The 19,586-nt window shown below is 69.1% G+C and carries 16 protein-coding genes; 13 read left to right on the plus strand and 3 right to left on the minus strand.

The genetic code is table 11. The annotated features are described in order from the left end of the window. The first annotated feature begins 8 nt into the window (after positions 1–8). The 5 genes from doeA (at position 9) to H0X90_RS00310 (ending at position 5,746) form a co-directional block, all read left to right on the plus strand. Entirely contained in the window at positions 9–1,217 is a 1,209-nt protein-coding gene (gene doeA / locus H0X90_RS00290; RefSeq protein ID WP_006497858.1) for an ectoine hydrolase DoeA, read from the plus strand. A gap of 4 nt (positions 1,218–1,221) precedes the next feature. Beyond that, on the plus strand, positions 1,222–2,247 hold the full coding sequence (gene doeB / locus H0X90_RS00295) for a N(2)-acetyl-L-2,4-diaminobutanoate deacetylase DoeB (protein WP_006489637.1): 1,026 nt from the start codon (positions 1,222–1,224) through the stop codon (positions 2,245–2,247). 13 nt (positions 2,248–2,260) lie between these two features. Next, the gene (locus H0X90_RS00300; RefSeq protein ID WP_006489640.1) at positions 2,261–2,731 is read left to right on the plus strand and encodes an Lrp/AsnC family transcriptional regulator; all 471 of its coding nucleotides are present in this window, start codon (positions 2,261–2,263) and stop codon (positions 2,729–2,731) included. Positions 2,732–2,852: 121 nt separating this feature from the next. Then, the gene (locus H0X90_RS00305; protein WP_077190511.1) at positions 2,853–4,331 is read left to right on the plus strand and encodes an NAD-dependent succinate-semialdehyde dehydrogenase; all 1,479 of its coding nucleotides are present in this window, start codon (positions 2,853–2,855) and stop codon (positions 4,329–4,331) included. Positions 4,332–4,351: 20 nt separating this feature from the next. Next, positions 4,352–5,746 (plus strand): aspartate aminotransferase family protein, encoded by a 1,395-nt coding sequence (locus H0X90_RS00310; RefSeq protein ID WP_048988461.1) that lies wholly within the window; start codon positions 4,352–4,354, stop codon positions 5,744–5,746. A 147-nt stretch (positions 5,747–5,893) separates the two neighbouring features. Here the strand turns inward: H0X90_RS00310 and H0X90_RS00315 are convergent, their stop codons facing one another. From H0X90_RS00315 to H0X90_RS00325, 3 genes are all read right to left on the minus strand, one after another. Beyond that, on the minus strand, positions 5,894–6,826 hold the full coding sequence (locus H0X90_RS00315) for an MBL fold metallo-hydrolase (protein ID WP_034203810.1): 933 nt from the start codon (positions 6,824–6,826) through the stop codon (positions 5,894–5,896). Positions 6,827–7,129: 303 nt separating this feature from the next. Continuing rightward, a complete protein-coding gene (locus tag H0X90_RS00320) occupies positions 7,130–8,515 on the minus strand; it encodes an MFS transporter (RefSeq protein ID WP_006489635.1) in 1,386 nt (461 codons plus the stop codon). A gap of 149 nt (positions 8,516–8,664) precedes the next feature. Beyond that, complete coding sequence (locus H0X90_RS00325; protein ID WP_077190513.1) at positions 8,665–9,561, minus strand: LysR family transcriptional regulator; 897 nt, start codon at positions 9,559–9,561, stop codon at positions 8,665–8,667. A gap of 148 nt (positions 9,562–9,709) precedes the next feature. On the opposite strand from H0X90_RS00325, the gene H0X90_RS00330 reads away from it, so the two are divergent. The 8 genes from H0X90_RS00330 to H0X90_RS00365 all read left to right on the plus strand — a co-directional run bounded on the left by H0X90_RS00330 (position 9,710) and on the right by H0X90_RS00365 (position 19,582). Further along, a complete protein-coding gene (locus H0X90_RS00330; RefSeq protein WP_058903797.1) occupies positions 9,710–10,981 on the plus strand; it encodes an MFS transporter in 1,272 nt (423 codons plus the stop codon). Positions 10,982–11,052: 71 nt separating this feature from the next. Beyond that, entirely contained in the window at positions 11,053–11,943 is an 891-nt protein-coding gene (locus H0X90_RS00335; protein WP_006497867.1) for an amidohydrolase, read from the plus strand. An 8-nt stretch (positions 11,944–11,951) separates the two neighbouring features. Then, positions 11,952–12,839, plus strand: a complete 888-nt coding sequence (locus tag H0X90_RS00340; protein WP_034203813.1) for an oxaloacetate decarboxylase — start codon at positions 11,952–11,954, stop codon at positions 12,837–12,839. A 64-nt stretch (positions 12,840–12,903) separates the two neighbouring features. Then, a complete protein-coding gene (locus H0X90_RS00345; protein WP_012493659.1) occupies positions 12,904–14,232 on the plus strand; it encodes an MFS transporter in 1,329 nt (442 codons plus the stop codon). Between the two features lie 174 nt (positions 14,233–14,406). Beyond that, positions 14,407–15,807 carry a KamA family radical SAM protein gene (locus tag H0X90_RS00350; RefSeq protein ID WP_077190515.1) on the plus strand — a complete coding sequence of 467 codons (1,401 nt, stop codon included), beginning with the start codon at positions 14,407–14,409 and terminating at the stop codon, positions 15,805–15,807. Continuing rightward, positions 15,804–16,949, plus strand: coding sequence for an FAD-binding oxidoreductase (locus H0X90_RS00355; RefSeq protein WP_077190517.1), 1,146 nt, complete (start codon positions 15,804–15,806; stop codon positions 16,947–16,949). Before H0X90_RS00350 ends, H0X90_RS00355 begins: the two co-directional genes overlap by 4 nt. Beyond that, positions 16,946–18,301, plus strand: a complete 1,356-nt coding sequence (locus tag H0X90_RS00360) for a lysine N(6)-hydroxylase/L-ornithine N(5)-oxygenase family protein (RefSeq protein ID WP_077190519.1) — start codon at positions 16,946–16,948, stop codon at positions 18,299–18,301. The genes H0X90_RS00355 and H0X90_RS00360 overlap by 4 nt, the downstream gene beginning before the upstream one ends. Before the next feature lie 15 nt (positions 18,302–18,316). Next, positions 18,317–19,582: an ATP-grasp domain-containing protein gene (locus H0X90_RS00365; protein WP_006497872.1), complete on the plus strand. Its 1,266-nt coding sequence runs from the start codon at positions 18,317–18,319 to the stop codon at positions 19,580–19,582. The last annotated feature ends 4 nt before the right edge of the window (positions 19,583–19,586 follow it).

Genomic DNA, 19,586 nt, shown 5'->3' on the forward strand with positions numbered 1-19,586 from the left:
GGAGACAGATGGCCGCAGTCATCGAAACCAACGAAGCCGCGCCGCGTCTCGCGTTCGCGCGCAGCGAATATGCTGCGCGGATCGCGAAGACGCGTGCGGCGATGGAGCGGGCCGGCATCGACCTGCTGATCGTCACCGACCCGACCAACATGGGCTGGCTGACCGGCTATGACGGCTGGTCGTTCTACGTGCACCAGTGCGTGCTGCTCGCACTGGACGGCGAACCCGTGTGGTTCGGCCGCAGCCAGGACGCGAACGGCGCGAAGCGCACCGCGTTCATGGCGCACGAGAACATCGTCGGCTATCCCGATCATTACGTGCAGTCGAGCGCGCGCCATCCGATGGATTACCTGTCGACCGAGGTGATCGCGGCGCGCGGCTGGAGCACGCTGCGCATCGGCGTCGAGCTCGACAACTACTACTTCAGCGCGGCGGCGTACGCGTCGCTGCAGCGGCATCTGCCGGGCGCGCGCTGGGTCGATGCGACCGCGCTCGTCAACTGGCAGCGCGCGGTGAAGTCGCCGCGCGAGATCGAGTACATGCGCGTGGCCGCCCGCATCGTCGAACGGATGCATGCGCACATCGTCGAGACGATCGAGCCGGGCATGAAGAAAAGCGATCTGGTCGCGCAGATCTATGCGACCGGGATCGGCGGCGCGGACGGTTTCGGTGGCGACTATCCGGCGATCGTGCCGCTGTTGCCCACCGGCGCGGATGCTGCCGCGCCGCACCTGACCTGGGACGACTCGACGTTCGCGCGCGGCGCCGGCACGTTCTTCGAGATCGCCGGCTGCTACCGCCGCTATCACTGCCCGCTGTCGCGCACCGTCTATCTCGGCAAGCCGCCCGCGCACTTCGTCGAAGGCGAGCGCGCGGTGGTCGAGGGCATCGAGGCCGGGCTCGCGGCCGCGAAGCCGGGCAACGTGTGCGAGGACATCGCGAACGCGTTCTTCGCGGTGCTGCGCCGCGCGGGCATCGAGAAGGACAGCCGCTGCGGCTATCCGATCGGTGCAAGCTATCCGCCCGACTGGGGCGAGCGCACGATGAGCCTGCGTCCGGGCGACCGGACGGTGCTCGAACCCGGCATGACGTTCCATTTCATGCCGGGGCTGTGGCTCGACGACTGGGGGCTGGAGATCACGGAAAGCATCCTGATCACCGAGACCGGCGTCGAGACGTTCTGCAACGTGCCGCGCAAGCTGTTCGTGAAGGAGTAGGGCGATGCGTGCTTCCCCGATTACGCCGACCGTCGATTTCGACGCGGACGGCGAACAGCACGGCTTCCTGAAGCTGCCTTACTCGCGCGACGATTCCGCGTGGGGCGCGATCATGATTCCGGTGACCGTCGTGAAGCGCGGCGACGGGCCGACGGTGTTGCTGACCGGCGGCAACCACGGCGACGAATACGAGGGGCCGGTCGCGCTGTCGAAGCTCGCCGGCTCGCTGAAGGCGGCAGACGTGACCGGCCGCGTGATCGTCGTGCCGTTCATGAACTATCCGGCGTTCCGCGCCGGCTGCCGCACGTCGCCGATCGATGCCGGCAACCTGAACCGCAGCTTCCCGGGCCGGCCGGACGGCACCGTGACCGAGAAGATTGCCGATTACTTCCAGCGCCACCTGCTGCCGCTCGCGACGCACGTGCTCGACATTCACGCGGGCGGCCGCACGCTCGACTTCGTGCCGTTCGCGGCGATTCACGTGCTGGAGGATCGCGAGCAGGAAGCGCGCTGCGAGCGTGCGATGCGCGCGTTCGGCGCGCCGTATTCGATGCGCATGCTGGAACTCGACAGCGTCGGCCTCTACGACAGCGCGGCCGAGGAAGCCGGCAAGGTGTTCGTGTCGACCGAGCTGGGCGGCGGCGGCACGTCGACGGCGGCGAGCGTCGCGATCGCCGAGCGCGGCGTGTACGGATTTCTCGCGCATGCGGGCGTGATCGCGAAGGACGTCGTGGACGGCAACGCGCCACGTACGACGACGCTGCTCGACATGCCGGACGGTTCGTGCTTCACGACGAGCGAGCATCACGGGCTGCTCGAGATGTGCCGCGATCTCGGCACCGAGGTCGACGCCGGCGACGTGCTCGCGCGCGTGCACGCCGTCGACCGCACGGGCGTCGCGCCGGTCGAATACGTCGCGCGGCGGCGCGGGCTGCTCGCGGCCCGGCACTTCCCGGGCATCGTGCAGCCCGGCGACACGGTCGCGGTGGTGGCCGACATCGTCGAGCGCAACATTCCGGTGGCCGTATGAGGACGCGCACGACGTGATCAAGCTCGACCGATACGACCTCGCGATCCTGCGCCTGCTCGAGCGCGACGGGCGCATCACGAAGTCGAAGCTCGCCGAGGCCGTGAACCTGTCGATTTCGCCGGCATGGGAGCGCGTGCGCAAGCTGGAGGAAAGCGGCGTGATTCGCGGCTATCGCGCGGACGTCGATTGGATCGGCGCGTTCTCGGGCAGCCGCATCGTCGTCGAGGTGACGCTGTCGCGGCACACCGCGCCCGACATGCGGCGCTTCGAGGATCGCGTGGCCGCGGCGCCCGAGGTCGCGCAGTGCTACGCGACGGGTGGCGGCGTCGACTACGTGCTGCACGTGGTCGCGCGCGACATCGACCATTACCAGCGCTTCATCGATGCGCTGCTGATGGAAGACCTCGGCATCGAGCGCTACTTCACGTACATCGTGACGAAGGTCGTGAAGTGCGCATCCGGCGGCGCGCCGGACTGGCTGTAAAAGTTCGCGCCGACGCGCGGCAATACGGAAAAAACCGGCATTTCCGGCCGTGCAAACCGAAATTTCCGCATGCGCCGGCGCGACACAATGAAGTCCGTGCCCACCAACGAGGAGACGCAGCATGCTGCCCGGACACCCCGTTCTGTTCAAGTCGACCTGCTACGTCGACGGTCGCTGGATCCACAGCGACAGTGCCGCGACGGTCGCCGTCGTGAACCCTGCCGACCAGGCCGTGATCGGCCACGTGCCGATGCTCGAACGCGCGCAGATCGTCGCGGCCGTCGACGCCGCGCAGCGCGCGTACGAGACCTGGCGCTGGACGCCGCAAGCGGCGCGCAGCGCGGCGTTGCTGCGCTGGCATGCGCTGATCCTGCGTCACGTCGACGATCTGGCCGCGCTGCTGTCGCTGGAACAGGGCAAGCCGCTGGCCGAAGCGCGCGGCGAGATCCGCTATGCGGCGAGCTTCGTCGAATGGTTTGCGAGCGAGGCGAAACGCGTCGCGGGCCGCACGATCCCGACGCATATCGACGGAGCGCATCTCGGCACCGTGATGGAGCCGGTCGGCGTCGCCGCGCTGATCACGCCGTGGAATTTCCCGGCCGCGATGATCACGCGCAAGGCGGCGGCCGCGATCGCGGTCGGGTGCGCCGTGGTCGTGAAGCCCGCGCACGAGACGCCGTTCTCGGCGCTCGCGCTCGCGCAACTCGCCGACGAGGCCGGCTTGCCGGCCGGCGTGTTCAACGTGGTGCTCGGCGAACCGCAGATGGCGATGGAAACGCTGGTCGGCGATGCGCGCGTGCGTGCGGTGAGCTTCACCGGCTCGACGCGCGTCGGCCGGCTCGTGACCGAAACCGCCGCGAAGGCCGGCATCCGCAAGATCGCGCTCGAACTGGGCGGCAATGCGCCGTTCATCGTGACCGAGGATGCGGACGTCGACCAGGCGGTACAGGTTGCCGTCGGCGCGAAGTTCCAGACGTCCGGCCAGGACTGCTGCGCGGCGAACCGGATGCTCGTCGCCCGCCCGCTGTACGACACGTTCGTCGAACGGTATGCGCACGCGGTGCGGGCGCTGAAGACGGGCCCCGCGTTCGAGCCGGGCGTGGACGTCGGTCCGTTGATGCACCAGGCCGCGTTCGACGCGACCGTGGCGCGAGTCGAGGATGCGCGGGCACGCGGCGCGCGCATCGTCGCGGGCGGCCGGCCGCACGCGCTCGGCGGCTGGTTCTACGAGCCGACCGTGATCGCGGATGCCGCGCCCGGCATGCGCGTGGTCGACGAGGAAAACTTCGCGCCGATCTCGGCCGTCAGCGCGTTCGACACGCTCGACGAAGCGGTCGAAACGGCCAACGACACCGAGTACGGCCTCGCCGCGTACGTGTGCGCGACCCGCATCGACACGATCTTCCAGCTGGTGCGGCGGCTCGATTTCGCGATGGTGTCGGTCAACGGCGTGAAATTCACCGGTGCGCCGATCCCGTTCGGCGGGATGAAGGCGTCGGGCCTCGGGCGCGAAGGCGGCGCCGAAGGCTTCGAGCCGTTCACGGAAACCAAGTACTTCTGCCTCGGCAATCTCGGCCTGCCTGTTGCGGCGACGGCCTGACCCATTCAAAGGAGCTCATCATGACGAAATCGATCGACGCACTGCTGCGCGAGGACCGTGCCCACTTCATGCACCCGTCGACGCACGCATACGACCATGAGACCGGCGCGCTGCCGGGCAAGATCGTGCGCAGTGGCGAAGGCATCCGCATCGAGGATCACCAGGGCAAGCGTTACATCGACGCGTTCGCCGGCCTCTATTGCGTGAACATCGGCTACGGCCGCACCGAAGTGGCCGACGCGATGTACGAACAGGCGAAGCAGCTCGCGTACTACCACACGTACGTCGGCCACGCGTCGGACGCGATCATCGAGTTGTCGTCGCGGATCATCGACTGGTCGCCGGCCGGGATGAAGAAGGTCTATTACGGGATGTCGGGTTCCGACGCGAACGAGACGCAGGTCAAGATCGTCTGGTACTACAACAACGTGCTCGGCCGCCCGAACAAGAAGAAGATCATCTCGCGCGAGCGCGGCTATCACGGCTCGGGCATCGTGACGGGCAGCCTCACGGGGCTGCCGAGCTTCCACCAGCATTTCGACCTGCCGATCGACCGCGTGAAGCATACGGTGTGTCCGCACTGGTATCGCAAGGCGCCGGCCGGCATGAGCGAGGCGCAGTTCGTCGCGTACTGCGTCGACGAGCTCGAGAAGCTGATCGCCCGCGAGGGCGCCGATACGGTCGCCGCGTTCATCGCGGAGCCGGTGATGGGCACGGGCGGCATCATCGAACCGCCGGCCGGCTACTGGCCCGCGATCCAGGCCGTGCTGCGCAAGCACGACATCCTGCTGATCTCCGATGAAGTCGTGTGCGGGTTCGGGCGGCTCGGCTCGAAGATGGGCGCGCAGCACTTCGGGATCGAGCCCGACCTGATTACGGTCGCGAAAGGGCTGACGAGCGCGTATGCGCCGCTGTCGGGCGTGATCGTCGGCGAGAAGGTGTGGGACGTGATCGCACGCGGCTCGCAGGAACACGGGCCGATGGGGCACGGCTGGACGTATTCCGGTCATCCGGTATGCGCGGCCGCCGCGCTCGCGAACCTCGCGATCCTCGAGCGCGAGAACCTGGTCGGCAACGCGGCCGACGTCGGCGGCTACTTCGGCGCGAAGCTGCGCGACGCATTCGGCGCGCATCCGCTCGTCGGCGAGGTGCGCAGCGTCGGCATGCTGGCCGCGCTCGAATTCATGGCCGACAAGGACGCGCGCACGCCGTTCGATCCCGCGCTGAAGATCGGTGCGCAGGTGTCGGCGGCCGCGTTGCAGCGCGGCGTGATCGCGCGGGCGATGCCGCACGGCGACATTCTCGGCTTTGCGCCGCCGCTCGTGATGACGCGTGCGGAGGCTGACGAGATCGTCGCGATCGTCAAGGATGCGGTGGACGAGGTCGCCGAGCGGAACCTGTCGGCCGTCGCGTGACGTTCGAGCGGTGCTGATGCGCGCCTCGGCGCGCGAGATGACGCCGCCGCATGCAAATGCGGCGGCGTTTTTTCTTGCCGGTACGGACACGGTTCGAGCAAACCGTCAGTGCATCGCCTGCGGTGCGCGTCGGCTACCGATCGTCACTCAGTAATCCCACACGACCGGCACGAAACGGAAGCCGTCGCCGTTTCGCGCAACATGGCCGATGGACGGGAACGCGACATGGGCGGCGGCCAGCAGCGCGCCGGTGTCGGCCGCTTCGTTGAACAGCGCGAGACGCACGTCGACCGCCGCGTCCGGATCGTGTTCGAAGCCGTTTTGCCAGTCGGGATGGTCGAAGTTCACTTCGAAAATCGCGTCGCCCGCGAACGTCAGCTTTTCCCCGTTCGATGCGACGTCGACCACGCAGTGCCCCGGCGTATGTCCGCCCGTCACCCGCGCCGACACGCCCGCGGCGACTTCCACGGTGCGATCGAACTGCACGATGTTTTCGCCGTAGAGTGCCATGAACCGCGCTGCCGCCTTGCGCAGCGCGGGCGGCACGGTTTCCGGCATCACCGTCTTGCTGAAGTCCGGATTCTCCCAGAACGCCACTTCCGCGGCCGATACGTGAATGCGGACGTCGGGGTTCAGCTTCGCCTTGACGCCGTCGACGTTCAGCCCGCCGACGTGATCCATGTGCATGTGCGTGATCACGATATCGGTGATCGCGGCCAGGTCGATGCCGGCCGATTCAAGGCGCATCACCGAGCGCCCGGCGCGCGTGAAGTATTCGAAACCGTCGCCGACGCCCGAGTCGATCAGGATCAGGCGATCGGCGCTGCGCACGAGCGCGATGTTGAGCGCCCAGTCGAACATGTCGCGTTGCAGGAAACGGCCGTCGAACCACGCATTGCGGTCTGTTTCGCTCACGTTGGTGGACATGGTGGAAGTCGGCAGCGGTAACACGCCGTCGCTGATCAGTACGACGTCGACTGCGCCGATGCGCACGGCGTAGCGGGACGAAACGAGCTCGCCCGAACCTTCGTGGCCCAGGCGGGCGACAACCGGCTGGACGTTGCGGATGGGTGCGTTCATGTTCAGTAATCCTGTTCGTCGAGTGAGGGAGTCCGCACTGCGCGGTGCAGAGCGGTTCGCGAGCGCGATCGCGAAGGTCGCGCATGTCGGTGCGCCCGGATTCCGATCGAGCGTGTCAGCGATTGTAGTGACGGCCCGCACCCGCCGACAGCGCCGCACGGGGGCACATCGTGTTGTCCGGACGACAACAATCCGGCGGCGGTTTCGGCCGCCCGAAATGCACATCGCCCGCCGTCCGTGGCCGGACGGCGGGCGATGCGATGGATGCCGTTTATGGGAAGCCGGGCGCCGCCGGCGCGCGGGTCAGCCCGGCTGACCGGGAAGCGTGTCCCCGCGCAGCGAACACCCGCGCGTCTCGATCACCGCCAGCAGCGCGATCAACCCGACCGCGCACGCAGCCATCATGTAGTACGCGGGAATCAGCGCGTTGCCGGTCTTGCCGATCAGCCAGTCGTTGACGATCGGCGCGGTGCCGCCGAACAGCGACGTCGACACGTTGTACGCGATCGCCATGCCCGCATAGCGGACGTGGGTCGGGAACATCGCCGGGAACATCGCGGAAATGGTGGCGAGCTGCGGCACGTACAGCACGCCGAGCACCGCGAAGCCGATGAACGCGCCGAGCGGACCGTGCGTCATCAGCGTGAACATCGGCACGGCCGCGACGAACAGCCCGACGAGCGAGATCCACCACATCGTCTTGCGGCCGACGCGATCGGACAGCCAGCCGGCGAACGGCAGCAGCACCATCATCGCGAGCATGCCGATCAGCGGAATCAGCAGCGACATGTTCTCGCTGACGCCGAGTTCCTTGTGCATGTAGGTCGGCATGTATGCAAGCAGCACGTAGTTGACGACGTTCAGCGCGACGACGAGCCCGCCGAGCAGCACCAGCGGCTTCGCATAGCGCACCAGCAGCAGCCGGATCGGCAGCGCGGCCGTCGCACTTTGTTCGCGGCGGTGCGCCTGTTCCTCGAGTTCGCGGAACACCGGCGTTTCCTCGAGGCGCGAGCGCAGGTAGAAGCCGATCAGGCCGAGCGGCGCGGCGACCAGGAACGGCAGGCGCCAGCCCCACGCATGCATCGCCGAATCGCCGAGCAGCAGTGCGAAGCCGAGCATCAGGAACGCACCGAGCGAGAAGCCGGCGAGCGTCGCGAATTCGAGGAAGCTGCCGCACAGGCCGCGCCGCGAATCGGGCGCGTATTCGGCGATGAAGGTTGCTGCACCGCCGTATTCGCCGCCGGTCGAGAAGCCCTGCACCATGCGCAGCACGATCAGCGCGGCCGGTGCGAGCCAGCCGGCCGTCGCATAGCTCGGCAGCACGCCGACGAGCAACGTCGCGCCCGACATCGTCAGCACCGTCAGCGCGAGCACGCGCTTGCGGCCGAGCCGGTCGCCGAGCGGGCCCCAGAACAGGCCGCCGAGCGGGCGGATCAGGAACGAGATCGCGAACGTGCCGAGCGCGAACAGCGTCGCGCTCGCGGTGTTGCCGGGAAACAGCGCGGCGGAAATGTACGCGAGGCCGTACGCGTAAATACCGTAATCGAACCATTCGGTCGCATTGCCGAGGGCGGCGGCCGCGATCGCGACCCGCGGCAGACTGTGCGGCTCCTCGCCGCGTTGGGTGGTCGCATCGTCGGGAATCGACGACGCGGCGGAAACGGAAGTCCACGATGGCACGTATCGCATGAGGGATCCTCGCTATCAGCATGCGCCCGGGCGGGCGCCGACGAGGATCAAAGTAATCCCGCCAATTCGCGATGCCCGATGTCATAGGACGATGTGGGGATCGGGGTTTTCCCGTGGCGGGGCGGCCCGTGTGGCGGCGGGCCGGATGCTCAGGACCGCGTATCGGCCGACGGCAGCAGCGCGGCGAAACGGTCGGCGAGCGTCGGGCGCGACCGTGCGGGCCAGATCGCGCTGAGTTCGAAATTCGGCAGCGCGGCGCCGTCGCGGATCGGGCTGTATGCGACCCCGTCGAACGCGAACGCGTGGATCGACGTCGGCAGCAGCGATACGCCGCAGCCGGCGGCCACGCATGCGACGACCGTCAGCGTGCGGTTCACGTCGAGCACGATGTCGACCGGATGCCCGGCCTGGCGGAACGCGCTGAGGATACCGGCGCGGATCAGCGGCAGTTGATCGTGCGGAAACCACACGAGGCCGGCCGCGGCCAGATCGGCCAGCGTCACCGTGCCGTCGGGCTGGCGCGGGAACGCCTTCGGCAGCACCGCGACGAGTGGATCGCGCCGGATCAGTTGCTCGCGCATCCGGCCGTTCACCGCGACCGGCGTATGCAGCAGCCCGATGTCGATTTCGCCGCGCTCGAGCGCGATCGCCTGCTCGGCATTGCTCATCTCGCGCATCACCAGCTCGACGTCGGGCGCGCTTTCGCGCAGCGCACGGATCGCGCGCGGCAGCGTGTCGAACAGCGCCGCGGTGACGAAGCCGATGGTCAGGCGCCCGGCGCGCTGCGCGCCGATTTCGCCCGCCCGGTGCGCGGCCGCGTCGAGCCGCGCGACGCTCAGGCGCAGATCGTCGACCATCGCGAGCCCGGCCGGCGTGAGCGCCGCGCCGCGCCGCGACCGGTCGAACAGCCGGACCCCCAGCTCCTTTTCCATCCGGTTCAGCGCCTGGCTGAGCGCCGGCTGCGCAATGCCCAGCTCGCTGGCGGCGCGCGTAAAGCTGCCGGAATCCGCGATCGCGAGGAAGTAGCGGACGTGCCTGATTTCCATAAGCGTGTGTTATGAATAATTATTCGAAACATAGTAGCGAATTATCCAAATGATTCATAGGATGCACATCGGGCGTCGTCGAACCCGGCCGCGCCTCCGATAGCGGCGCGCTCAGGCGACGCACGGCGACGACACGAGGAGACCTCCGTTGACCTGGATGCGCGAACTCTCGACGACCGAACGGCGCACGTTGCGCGGCTGCTTTGCCGGCTGGGCGCTCGACGGGCTCGACACGCAGATGTTCAGCCTCGTGATCCCGGCGCTGCTCGCGACCTGGAGCATCGGCAAGGGGCAGGCCGGCCTGATCGGCGGCGCGACGCTCGTGTCGGGCGCGCTCGGCGGCCTGCTGGCCGGCGCGATCGCGGATCGCTACGGGCGCGTGCGGGCGCTGCAGATCACCGTGTGCTGGTTCTCCGCCTTCACGTTCCTCAGCGCGTTCGCGCAGAACTTCGAGCAGTTGCTGGTGCTGAAGGCGTTGCAAGGGCTCGGCTTCGGCGGCGAATGGACCGCGGGCGCGGTGCTGCTCGCGGAGACGGTCGGCGCGCGCCATCGCGGCAAGGCGATGGGCGTCGTGCAGAGCGCGTGGGGATTCGGCTGGGGCGCGGCGGTGCTGCTGTACATGATCGTGTTCGCGTGGCTGCCGTCCGAGTGGGCGTGGCGCGTGCTGTTCGCGATCGGCGCGCTGCCTGCGCTGCTGGTGCTGTATATCCGCCGCGCGATTTCCGAGCCGCCGCGCGCGACGCCTGCGCCCGCGCACCGGGACGATGCGCCGACGGTGGGCATCTTCGACCGGTCGGTGCTGCGCACGACGGTGGTCGGCGGCCTGATCGGCGTCGGCGCGCACGGCGGCTATCACGCGATCACGATCTGGCTGCCGACCTACCTGAAGACCGAGCGGCACCTGTCGGTGCTCGGCACCGGCACGTATCTCGCGGTCGTGATCGTCGCGTTCATCTGCGGCTGTTTCCTGAGCGCGTATTTGCAGGACCGGATCGGCCGGCGTCGCAACGTGATGCTGTTCGCCGCGTGTTGCGCGGTGATGGTGAACCTGTACGTGTTCCTGCCGCTGAACGACGTCGCGATGCTGCTGCTCGGGTTCCCGCTCGGGTTGTGCTCGGCCGGCATCCCGGCGACGCTCGGCACGCTGTTCAACGAGCTGTATCCGCAAAACGTGCGCGGCCGCGGCGTCGGGTTCTGCTACAACTTCGGCCGCATCGTGTCGGCGGGCTTTCCGGTGCTGGTCGGGCGGATGGGCGAATCGCTGCCGCTCGGCACGGCGCTCGGCATCGACGCGGGCATTGCGTACGGGCTCGTCGTGATCGCGGTGTGGTTCCTGCCGGAAACGCGCGGGCGCCGTCTGCCCGACGCGGCTGCTGGGCCGGGCGCCGACGACGACGCGCGCGCCGGCGCATCGCTGTAGTTTTCGTCCTTCGTTCATTCCGTCGCCTGTCGCCCGCTGCCGGGCCGGGCCCCTCTTGCAGGCAAGTCGTCATGGATCGAGCAGTCAATCCGCCGGTCGAACCGGTTTCAGCGGCGCCGGATACGGCCGCGTGGTACGCGTCATCGACGGCCGTCGCGGCGGTCGACGCCCATGCGCACGTGTTTGCGCGCGGCCTGCCGCTCGCGCCGGTCGTGCGCCATGCGCCCGACTACGATGCGTCGCTCGACGCGTACGTCGCGCATCTCGCCGCGCACGGCATCACGCACGCGGTGCTGGTGCAGCCGAGCTTTCTCGGCACCGACAATACGTTCTTCGTCGACGTGCTGCGGCGCTACCCGAGCCGCTTTCGCGGCGTCGCGGTCGTCGATCCGGTGATCGACGACGACGCGCTCGCCGCGCTCGACCGCGCGGGCGTCGTGGGCATGCGGCTCAATCTGGTCGGCCTGCCGATTCCGGATTTCGGCACGCGGGTGTGGCGCGCGCTGTTCGCACGCATCAACGCGCTGGGCTGGCATGTCGAGATTCATCGCGACGCGGCCGACCTGCATGCGATCGCCGCGAGCCTGCTTGCGCAATCGTGCACGCTCGTGATCGACCATTTCGGCCGCCCGTCGCCGGCGCTCGGCGAACGCGATCCGGGCTTCCGTCATCTGCTGTCGCTTGCCGATACCGGGCGCGTGTGGGTCAAGCTGTCGGCCGCGTACCGGAACAGCCTGACCGGCGACGGCACCGACACCGCGCTCGGCGCGGCGCAGGCGCTGCGCGGCGCGTTCACGCCGGAGCGGCTCGTGTGGGGCAGCGACTGGCCGCATACGCAGCATCGCGAACGTGTCGATTTCGGCGCGACCTGCGCGGCGCTCGAACGCTGGCTGCCCGATGCCGGCGAACGCGCGCGCGTGTTGCGCGACTCGCCGCGCACCCTGTTTCGTTTCGACCAATGAGGCCTCGCATGACCGATTCCACCGCCCTTCGTCGCGCCGCTTTCCGGCGCAGCATCGCCGCCCGCCAGGGGCTGCTCGTCGCCGGCACGTTCAATGCGCTCAGCGCGCGGATCGCCGCCGATCTGGGCTTCGGCGCGCTGTACCTGAGCGGCGCCGGCGTCACCAACATGTCGCTCGGCTTGCCGGATCTCGGCTTCGTCGGGCTCGGCGAACTGGCCGAGCACACCGCGCGCGTGCGCGACGCCGTCGATCTGCCGCTGATGGTCGATGCCGATACCGGTTTCGGCAACGCGCTGAACGTGCTGCATACGGTGCGCACGCTCGAGCGCAGCGGCGCCGATGCGATCCAGCTCGAGGATCAGGTGCTGCCGAAGAAATGCGGCCACTTCGCGGGCAAGGAAGTGATTCCGGCCGCGGAAATGATCGGCAAGCTGAAGGCGGCCGTCGACGCGCGCGTCGATCCGAACCTGCTGATCGTCGCGCGCACCGATGCGGCCGCCGTGCACGGCATCGACGACGCGATCGAGCGCGCGCACCGCTATGCGCAAGCGGGCGCCGACGTGCTGTTCATCGAGGCGATGGACACGCCGGAGGACGTCGAACGGCTGCCCGCGCTGTTCGATACGCCGCAACTGATCAACATCGTGATCGGCGGCAAGACGCCGACCCGCTCGCGCGACGAACTGGCGCGCCTCGGTTACGGCGTCGTGCTGTACGCGAATGCGGCGTTGCAGGGTGCGGTGCACGGGATGCAGGCCGCGCTGACCGAATTGCGCGACACGGGCCGGCTCGACGAAAACCCCGCGCTCGTCGCGCCGTTCGCGGAACGGCAGCGGCTCGTCGACAAGGCGCGCTTCGACGCGCTCGACGCACGCTACGCGGCCGGGCAGCCGTAAGGCCGGCATGCGGCACGGGCGGCCGCCTGCCGGCCGCCCGAAACAGAACGAACAGGAGACAACCGTGACAACTTCCCCAACGGGGGCGGGCGACGCGCCGCCGCGCATCGGCTCGATCGTCGGCGGGCTCGCCGGCAACCTGATCGAGTGGTACGACTTCCTCGCATACAGCATCTTCTCGATCTATTTCGCGCCGTCGTTCTTTCCCGCCGACCGGCCGACCGTGCAACTGATGAATACCGCGGCGATCGCGGCGGTCGGCTACGTCGCGCGGCCGGCGGGAAGCTGGCTCGTCGGCCTGTACGCGGACCGGCACGGGCGCAAGGCCGCGCTGACGAAATCGGTGCTCGCGATGTGCGCGGGCTCGATGCTGATCGCCGTCACGCCCGGCTACGCGACGATCGGCATGCTCGCGCCGGCGCTGCTCGTCGCCGCGCGGCTCTTGCAGGGCCTCAGCATGGGCGGCGAGTACGGCACTAGCGCGACCTACCTGAGCGAGATCGCACCGCCGAACCGGCGCGGCTTCTACGTCGGCTTCCTGCAGGTGAGCGTGGTCGCAGGCCAGCTCGTCGCGCTCGGCCTGATGCTGGCGATGCAGCGGATCTTCGCCGGCACGCACGACATCGAGCGCTGGGCGTGGCGGATTCCGTTCTTCGTCGGCGGCGTGCTGGCGCTGTTCGCGCTGTACATGCGCCGCAACGTCGTCGAGAGCGATGCATTCGTCGCAAGCCGGGCGCGCGCGGCGAAGACGCGCGTGACGGCCGATCTCGCGGCGCACTGGCGCGAACTGCTGCTCGCGATCGGCATCACGATCGGCGGCACCGTCGCGTTCTATACGTACACCGTCTATATGCAGAAGTACCTGGTCAACTCGGTCGGCCTGCACAAGGAAACGGCGACCTGGATCTGCACGCTCGCGCTGTTGCTGTACATGCCGCTGCAGCCGCTGTTCGGCCTCGTATCGGATCGCGTCGGGCGCCGGCCGGTGCTGCTGTGGTTCGGGCTCGGCGGCACGCTGCTGTCGGTGCCGATCTTCACGACGCTCGGGCATGTGCACGAGCCGCTAGCCGCGTTCGCACTGGTGTTCGCGGGGCTCGTCGTGCTGAGCGGCTTCACGTCGGTGCACATGCTGGTCAAGGCCGAGCTGTTCCCGCCGCAGATCCGCGCACTGGCGGTCGGGCTGCCTTATGCGCTGACGACGGCGATCCTCGGCGGCACGACGGAGTTCGTCGCGCTGCGGCTGAAGGCGGGCGGCAACGAGACGATGTTCTTCTGGTACGTGGCGGCGTGCGCGGCGATTTCGCTGATCGTGTACTGGCGGATGCCGGAAACCCGTCCGGCACCGCGCGCGCCGGCGGCGCGGCCGGCGGTGGGCGCCGCCGCACCGCGTTGAATTGGTGCGAAGCCGCATGCGAAACGCTTATGGATAAATAACACCGGCGTAATGCTTCGCCGCGGCGATTGCTTCTAGTATCTGCAGAACGCCGGCGGGCTGCCTGGCCGCCGGCGGCGAGTAGACGAGACACACGACCTACATTAGTACATCTAAAAGAATGGAGTCGAGTCAATGATCCAACTATCCGAGGGCCAACGGATATCCACGCACGACGGCGCGCTGCCACGGCCGCCGATCCCGGTGCATCCCGTGTTCAAGGCGTACAACCGGTCGAAGCTGGACGACCTCCCGCAGCTCGCGAGGTTGCCGCCGCGAATGCGCGAGCAGATCGGGCTGGTCGCGCGCGTGCTGCCGTTCAAGGTCAACCGTTATGTCGTCGAGCAACTGATCGACTGGACCAACGTCCCGGACGATCCGCTGTTCCGGCTGACGTTTCCGCAGCCCGACATGCTCGCGCCCGACGATCTCGGCGAGCTGGCCATGCTGTCGCGCGACGCGGCGCGCGGTGCCGACCTGGACGCGCTGATCGGGCGCCTGCGCGCCCGGATGAACCCGCATCCGGCGGACCAGCGGCTCAACGAGCCGGAGCTCGACGGCGAGCCGTGCCCGGGCATCCAGCACAAGTACGCGCAGACGGTGCTGTACTTCCCGAGCCACGGGCAAACCTGCCATGCGTACTGCACGTTCTGCTTTCGCTGGCCGCAGTTCGTCGGCGACGCGTCGCTGAAATTCGCGTCGAGCGAAGCCGCGCGGCTGCACGCGTACCTGCGCGCGCACGGCGAAGTGACCGACCTGCTGATGACGGGCGGCGATCCGATGGTGATGAGCGCGACGCGCCTGCGCGAGTACCTGATGCCGCTGCTGGCGCCCGGGCTCGAGCACGTCGGCAACATCCGGATCGGCACGAAGGCGCTGACCTACTGGCCGTACCGTTTCGTCAGCGATCCGGATACGCCCGAGCTGCTCGCGCTGCTGCGCACGCTGATCGATGCGGGGCGCAACGTGACGGTCATGGCGCACCTGAACCACTGGCGCGAACTGTCGACGGAGGTCGCCGAGCAGGCCGTGACGAACCTGCGCCGCATCGGCGTCGTGATCCGTTCGCAGGGGCCGGTGCTGCGCCACATCAACGACGATGCGGAAGTCTGGCGGCGCAACTGGGTCGGGCAGGTGCGACTCGGCATCGTGCCGTACTACATGTTCGTCGAGCGCGATACCGGGCCGCGCGGCTATTTCGAGCTGCCGCTCGCGCGGGCGCTCGATATCTACAACACCGCGATCGCGTCGGTGTCGGGGCTCGCGCGCAGCGCGCGCGGCCCGTCGATGAGCGCAGGCCCCGGCAAGGTCGAGGTCGCGGGCACGCTCGAGCTGCAGGGACAGCGCTACTTCCTGTTGAATTTCCTGCAGGCGCGCGATCCGCGCTGGCTGCGCCGGCCGTTTCTCGCGAAGTATTCGGCGACGGCCTGCTGGCTCGACCAGCTCGAACCGCCGGATGGCGAGCCCGCGTTCTTCTTCGACGCGCCGTACCGCGCATTCGTCGACGCGCGTCAACGCCAGCTGGAGCACGCATGAGGACGCCCGGCACACGAACCGCCGACGTCGCGATCGTCGGCGGCGGCTACACGGGGCTGTCCGCCGCGATCCACCTGGCGGAGCAGGGCGCGACGGTCGACGTTTGCGACGCTGATCCGCCGGGCGACGTGCCGAGCGCATTCAACTTCGGCTCGGTCGCGAGCGTCGCGCCGGCACTGCCGCGCGGCCCGGTTTCGGCCGCGCACGCGCAGGCCGCCGAGCGCGCGGCGGCGCAGGCCATCGCCTACCTGAAGCGCTTCGTCGACAGCCGCAACCTCGCCTGCGGCTGGGCGCATCCCGGCCACATCACGCTCGCGTGCGACGACGCGTCGGCGGCGCAACTGGCGCACCGGTTCGCGTGCCATGCGGCGCAGCAGGAGGCGTGCGTCGCGTGGCTCGACGCGCGGGCGGTCACGCAGGAAACCGGCGCGGCGCACGCGATCGCCGGGTTGCTGAACCTGCGCTTCGCGCTGATCCGGCCGCGCGCGCTACGCGATGCGATGCGGGTGCGGGCCGCGACGCTCGGCGTGCGGATCCGGCGCGGCGCGCGCGTGCATGCCGTGCGGCCCGCGCCCGGTGCGGCCGTGCTCGATCTCGGTGACGCGACGGTCGACGCCGGCGCCGTGCTGGTGTGCGCGGAGGACGCATGGTCGCTGCTGCCGGCCGACGTGCGCCCGCCGCTCGAACGCTACGGCACGCACCTGCTGGCGACCCGCATCCTCGACGACGCGACGCAGCGCCGCATTTCGCGGCAGCCGCGCGCGTACGGCACGCTGTCCGCCGACAAGGACTATTTCCGGCTCGACGAGCGCGGGCGGCTGCTGTTCGGCAGCCGGCTCGGCCTGTCGGCCGATGTGCCGCCCGCGGGCGTCGAGGCCGCGTTGCGCGCGCGGCTGGCCGCGTATTTCCCGGCGCTCGAACACGCGCAGGTCGAGCACGTATGGTCCGCGCCGCTCGGCTTCACCGCGTCCGGCGTGCCGCACGTCGGCATGGCCGGGCGGCTGGGCTGGTGCGGCGGCTATTGCGGCAGCGGGATCGCCACGGCCGTTCGCGGCGGCGCGGCGCTGGCCGCGCGCGTGCTCGGCCACGCCGACGACGTTGCCTTTCACGATTCGATCACCGGTGCCGGGGAGGCGCGATGAACCCTTTCGAAATCCAGACGCTCGACGGCGCGAAGCCGCGGGCATTCGCCGGCGAAGAAGTCGACGTGCTCGGCATCGGCGTCGGTCCGTTCAACCTGAGCCTGGCGGCGCTGCTGGCGCCGCTGAACGGCCTGCGTTCGCTGTTCGTCGAGCGCCGGCCCGAGTTCCGCTGGCATCCCGGGTTGATGCTCGCGGATTCGTCGCTGACGACCAGCTTCCTGAAGGATCTCGTGACGCTGGCCGATCCGTGCAGCCGCTACTCGTTCATTGCGTTCCTGCAACGCACCGAACGACTGTATTCGTTCGCGAACGCGCGCTTTCCGACCGTGCGCCGCCGCGAGTTCGAGCAGTACATGCGGTGGGTGTGCGCGTCGCTCGACAACCTGCGGTTCGACTGCGAAGTCGAAAGCGTCGTGCGCGACGGGCGCGCGCTGCGCGTCACGACTTCGCACGGCGTCGTGCGCACCGCGAACCTCGTGGTCGGCGTCGGCCTGCGCCCGACCGTGCCTGCCTGCGCGCGGCCGCACCTGGGCGCCGACGTGCTGCATTCGTCGCAGTTCTGCACCGTGCGGCCGGCGCTCGCCGGCCGGCGCGTCGCGATCGTCGGCGGCGGCCAGAGCGGCGCCGAGCTCGCGCTGCATCTGCTCGGCCTGACGGGCGACGCCGCGCCCGCGCACATCGCCTGGCTGACGCGGCGCGAGAACTTCCTGCCGATGGACGACTCGCCGTTCGTCAACGAATGGTTCGTGCCGCAATACAACGAACATTTCTCGCGGCTGTCGCCGCAGCGCAAGCGCGACGCGCTCGAGACGCAGCGCCTCGCGAGCGACGGCGTCACGTTGGCGCTGCTGACGGCAATCTACCAGCGGCTCTACGAGATCACGCACATCGAGGGGCGTCCCGGCCATTGCGCGCTGATGCCGGGCCGCAGCATGGCGAACCTGCACCGCGCGGACGGCGGTTTCGTGCTGAGCGTCGACGACGGCACCGGCGTGCATGCGCCGCTGCATGCGGACGTCGTGCTGCTCGCGACGGGCAGCGAATTCCAGATGCCCGGCGCGCTCGAATCGCTGCGCTTCGAGATGCACACGCGCGACGGCGCACCGGAACTCGACGACGACTACGCGGTGCGCTGGAACCGGCCGAGCGCCGCGCGAATTTTCTTCCAGAACGCCGCGCGCACGACGCGCGGCATCGCCGACCCGAACCTGAGCCTTGCCGCGTGGCGCAGCGGCCGGATCGCCAACGCGATCGCGGGCGCGTCCATCTACGAAGTCGGCACGCCGCCGGGATTCGTCGACTGGCCGCACGGCGAAGCGCCGCAGGCCGCCACCCAACAACTCGTGAACTGACAGGAGCACACCGCCATGACCCATGCACCGGCCATGCTGTATCTCGACACACGCGCGCTTCCGGGCGAGCGGATCGCCGAAATCGACGCGGCGCGCAGTCTCGGGCTCGACCTCTACGTGGCGACGCCGACGCCCGACGCATTCCGCTCGTTCGGCTGCGCGGGCATCATTCCGACGCGCCTCGGCGATTACGACGCGGCCGAGCGGACGATTCTCGACTACCTGCGCGAACATCGCGTCGAGTTGTCCGGCGTCGTCGCGTGGAAGGATCTCGAAGTCGTGCTCGCGAGCCGGCTGTCGCATCGGCTCGGCTTGCGCGGCACGGCGCCGGATGCCGCGCTCAACGTGCGCGACAAGGCCGCGACCCGCCGCGTGCTCGACGCGGTGCCGAATGCGAACCCGCGCTATGCGGTGGTCAGCAGCGAAGCCGAATTCACCGCCGCGCTGAAGCGGATCGGCGCGCCCGCGCTGCTCAAGCCGGCCGGCAACTCGGGCAGCCGCGGCATCTTTCCGGTCGATGCGCTCGCCGATCCCGTCGAGGTCTATCGTGCGTTTCGTGCGTACAACTCGCCGGAGAAGGGCGAGATGTTCAGCCTGTACGGCGATCACGCGCTGCTCGAGGAACAGCTGACGGGCAGCGAGCATTCGGTGTCCGGCGTCGTCGCGCAAGGCCGCGTCGCGATCAACGCGATCATCGACAAGACCTTCGACCGGTCGATCCCGATCCAGTACGAGAACGTGACGCCGTCGCTGCTGCCGGCCGACACGCAGGCGGCGATCCGCGACATGGTGCGTGCGGGTGTCGCGGCGACCGGCATCGACTGGTGCGGCTTCCACGCCGACGTGATGGTGACGCGCGACGGCCCGAAGATTCTCGAGATCGGCGGGCGGCTCGGCGGCGAGTTCATCAACTCGCACCTGATCCCGTACAGCGTCGCGGGCTTCTCGCCGTACCGCACCGTGCTCGATCTCGCGCGCGGCGCGATCGACGGCCCGCTCGACGACCGGCTCGGCACCGCGTCGACGCGCGCGGGCCAGCGCATCGTGATGCCGCCGGGGCTCGGGCGCATCGCCCGCGTCGAGGGCTTCGAGCGGCTGTGGCGGCGGCCGGAACTGCGCTTTCTGCAGATCGTCGCCGGCAAGGGCGCGCAGATGGCGTTGCCGAAGGACGTGTTCAAGGCGTACGAGATCGCGTACCTGATCGCGCAGTGCGAGCTCGATCGCGACATCGTGGCGCTGCTGCGCGAGCTCGCGGCCGACGTGACCGTCACGCTGGACTGACCCG

This window comes from Burkholderia sp. 9775_39, assembly GCF_015712225.1.
GTDB lineage: Bacteria > Pseudomonadota > Gammaproteobacteria > Burkholderiales > Burkholderiaceae > Burkholderia > Burkholderia cenocepacia.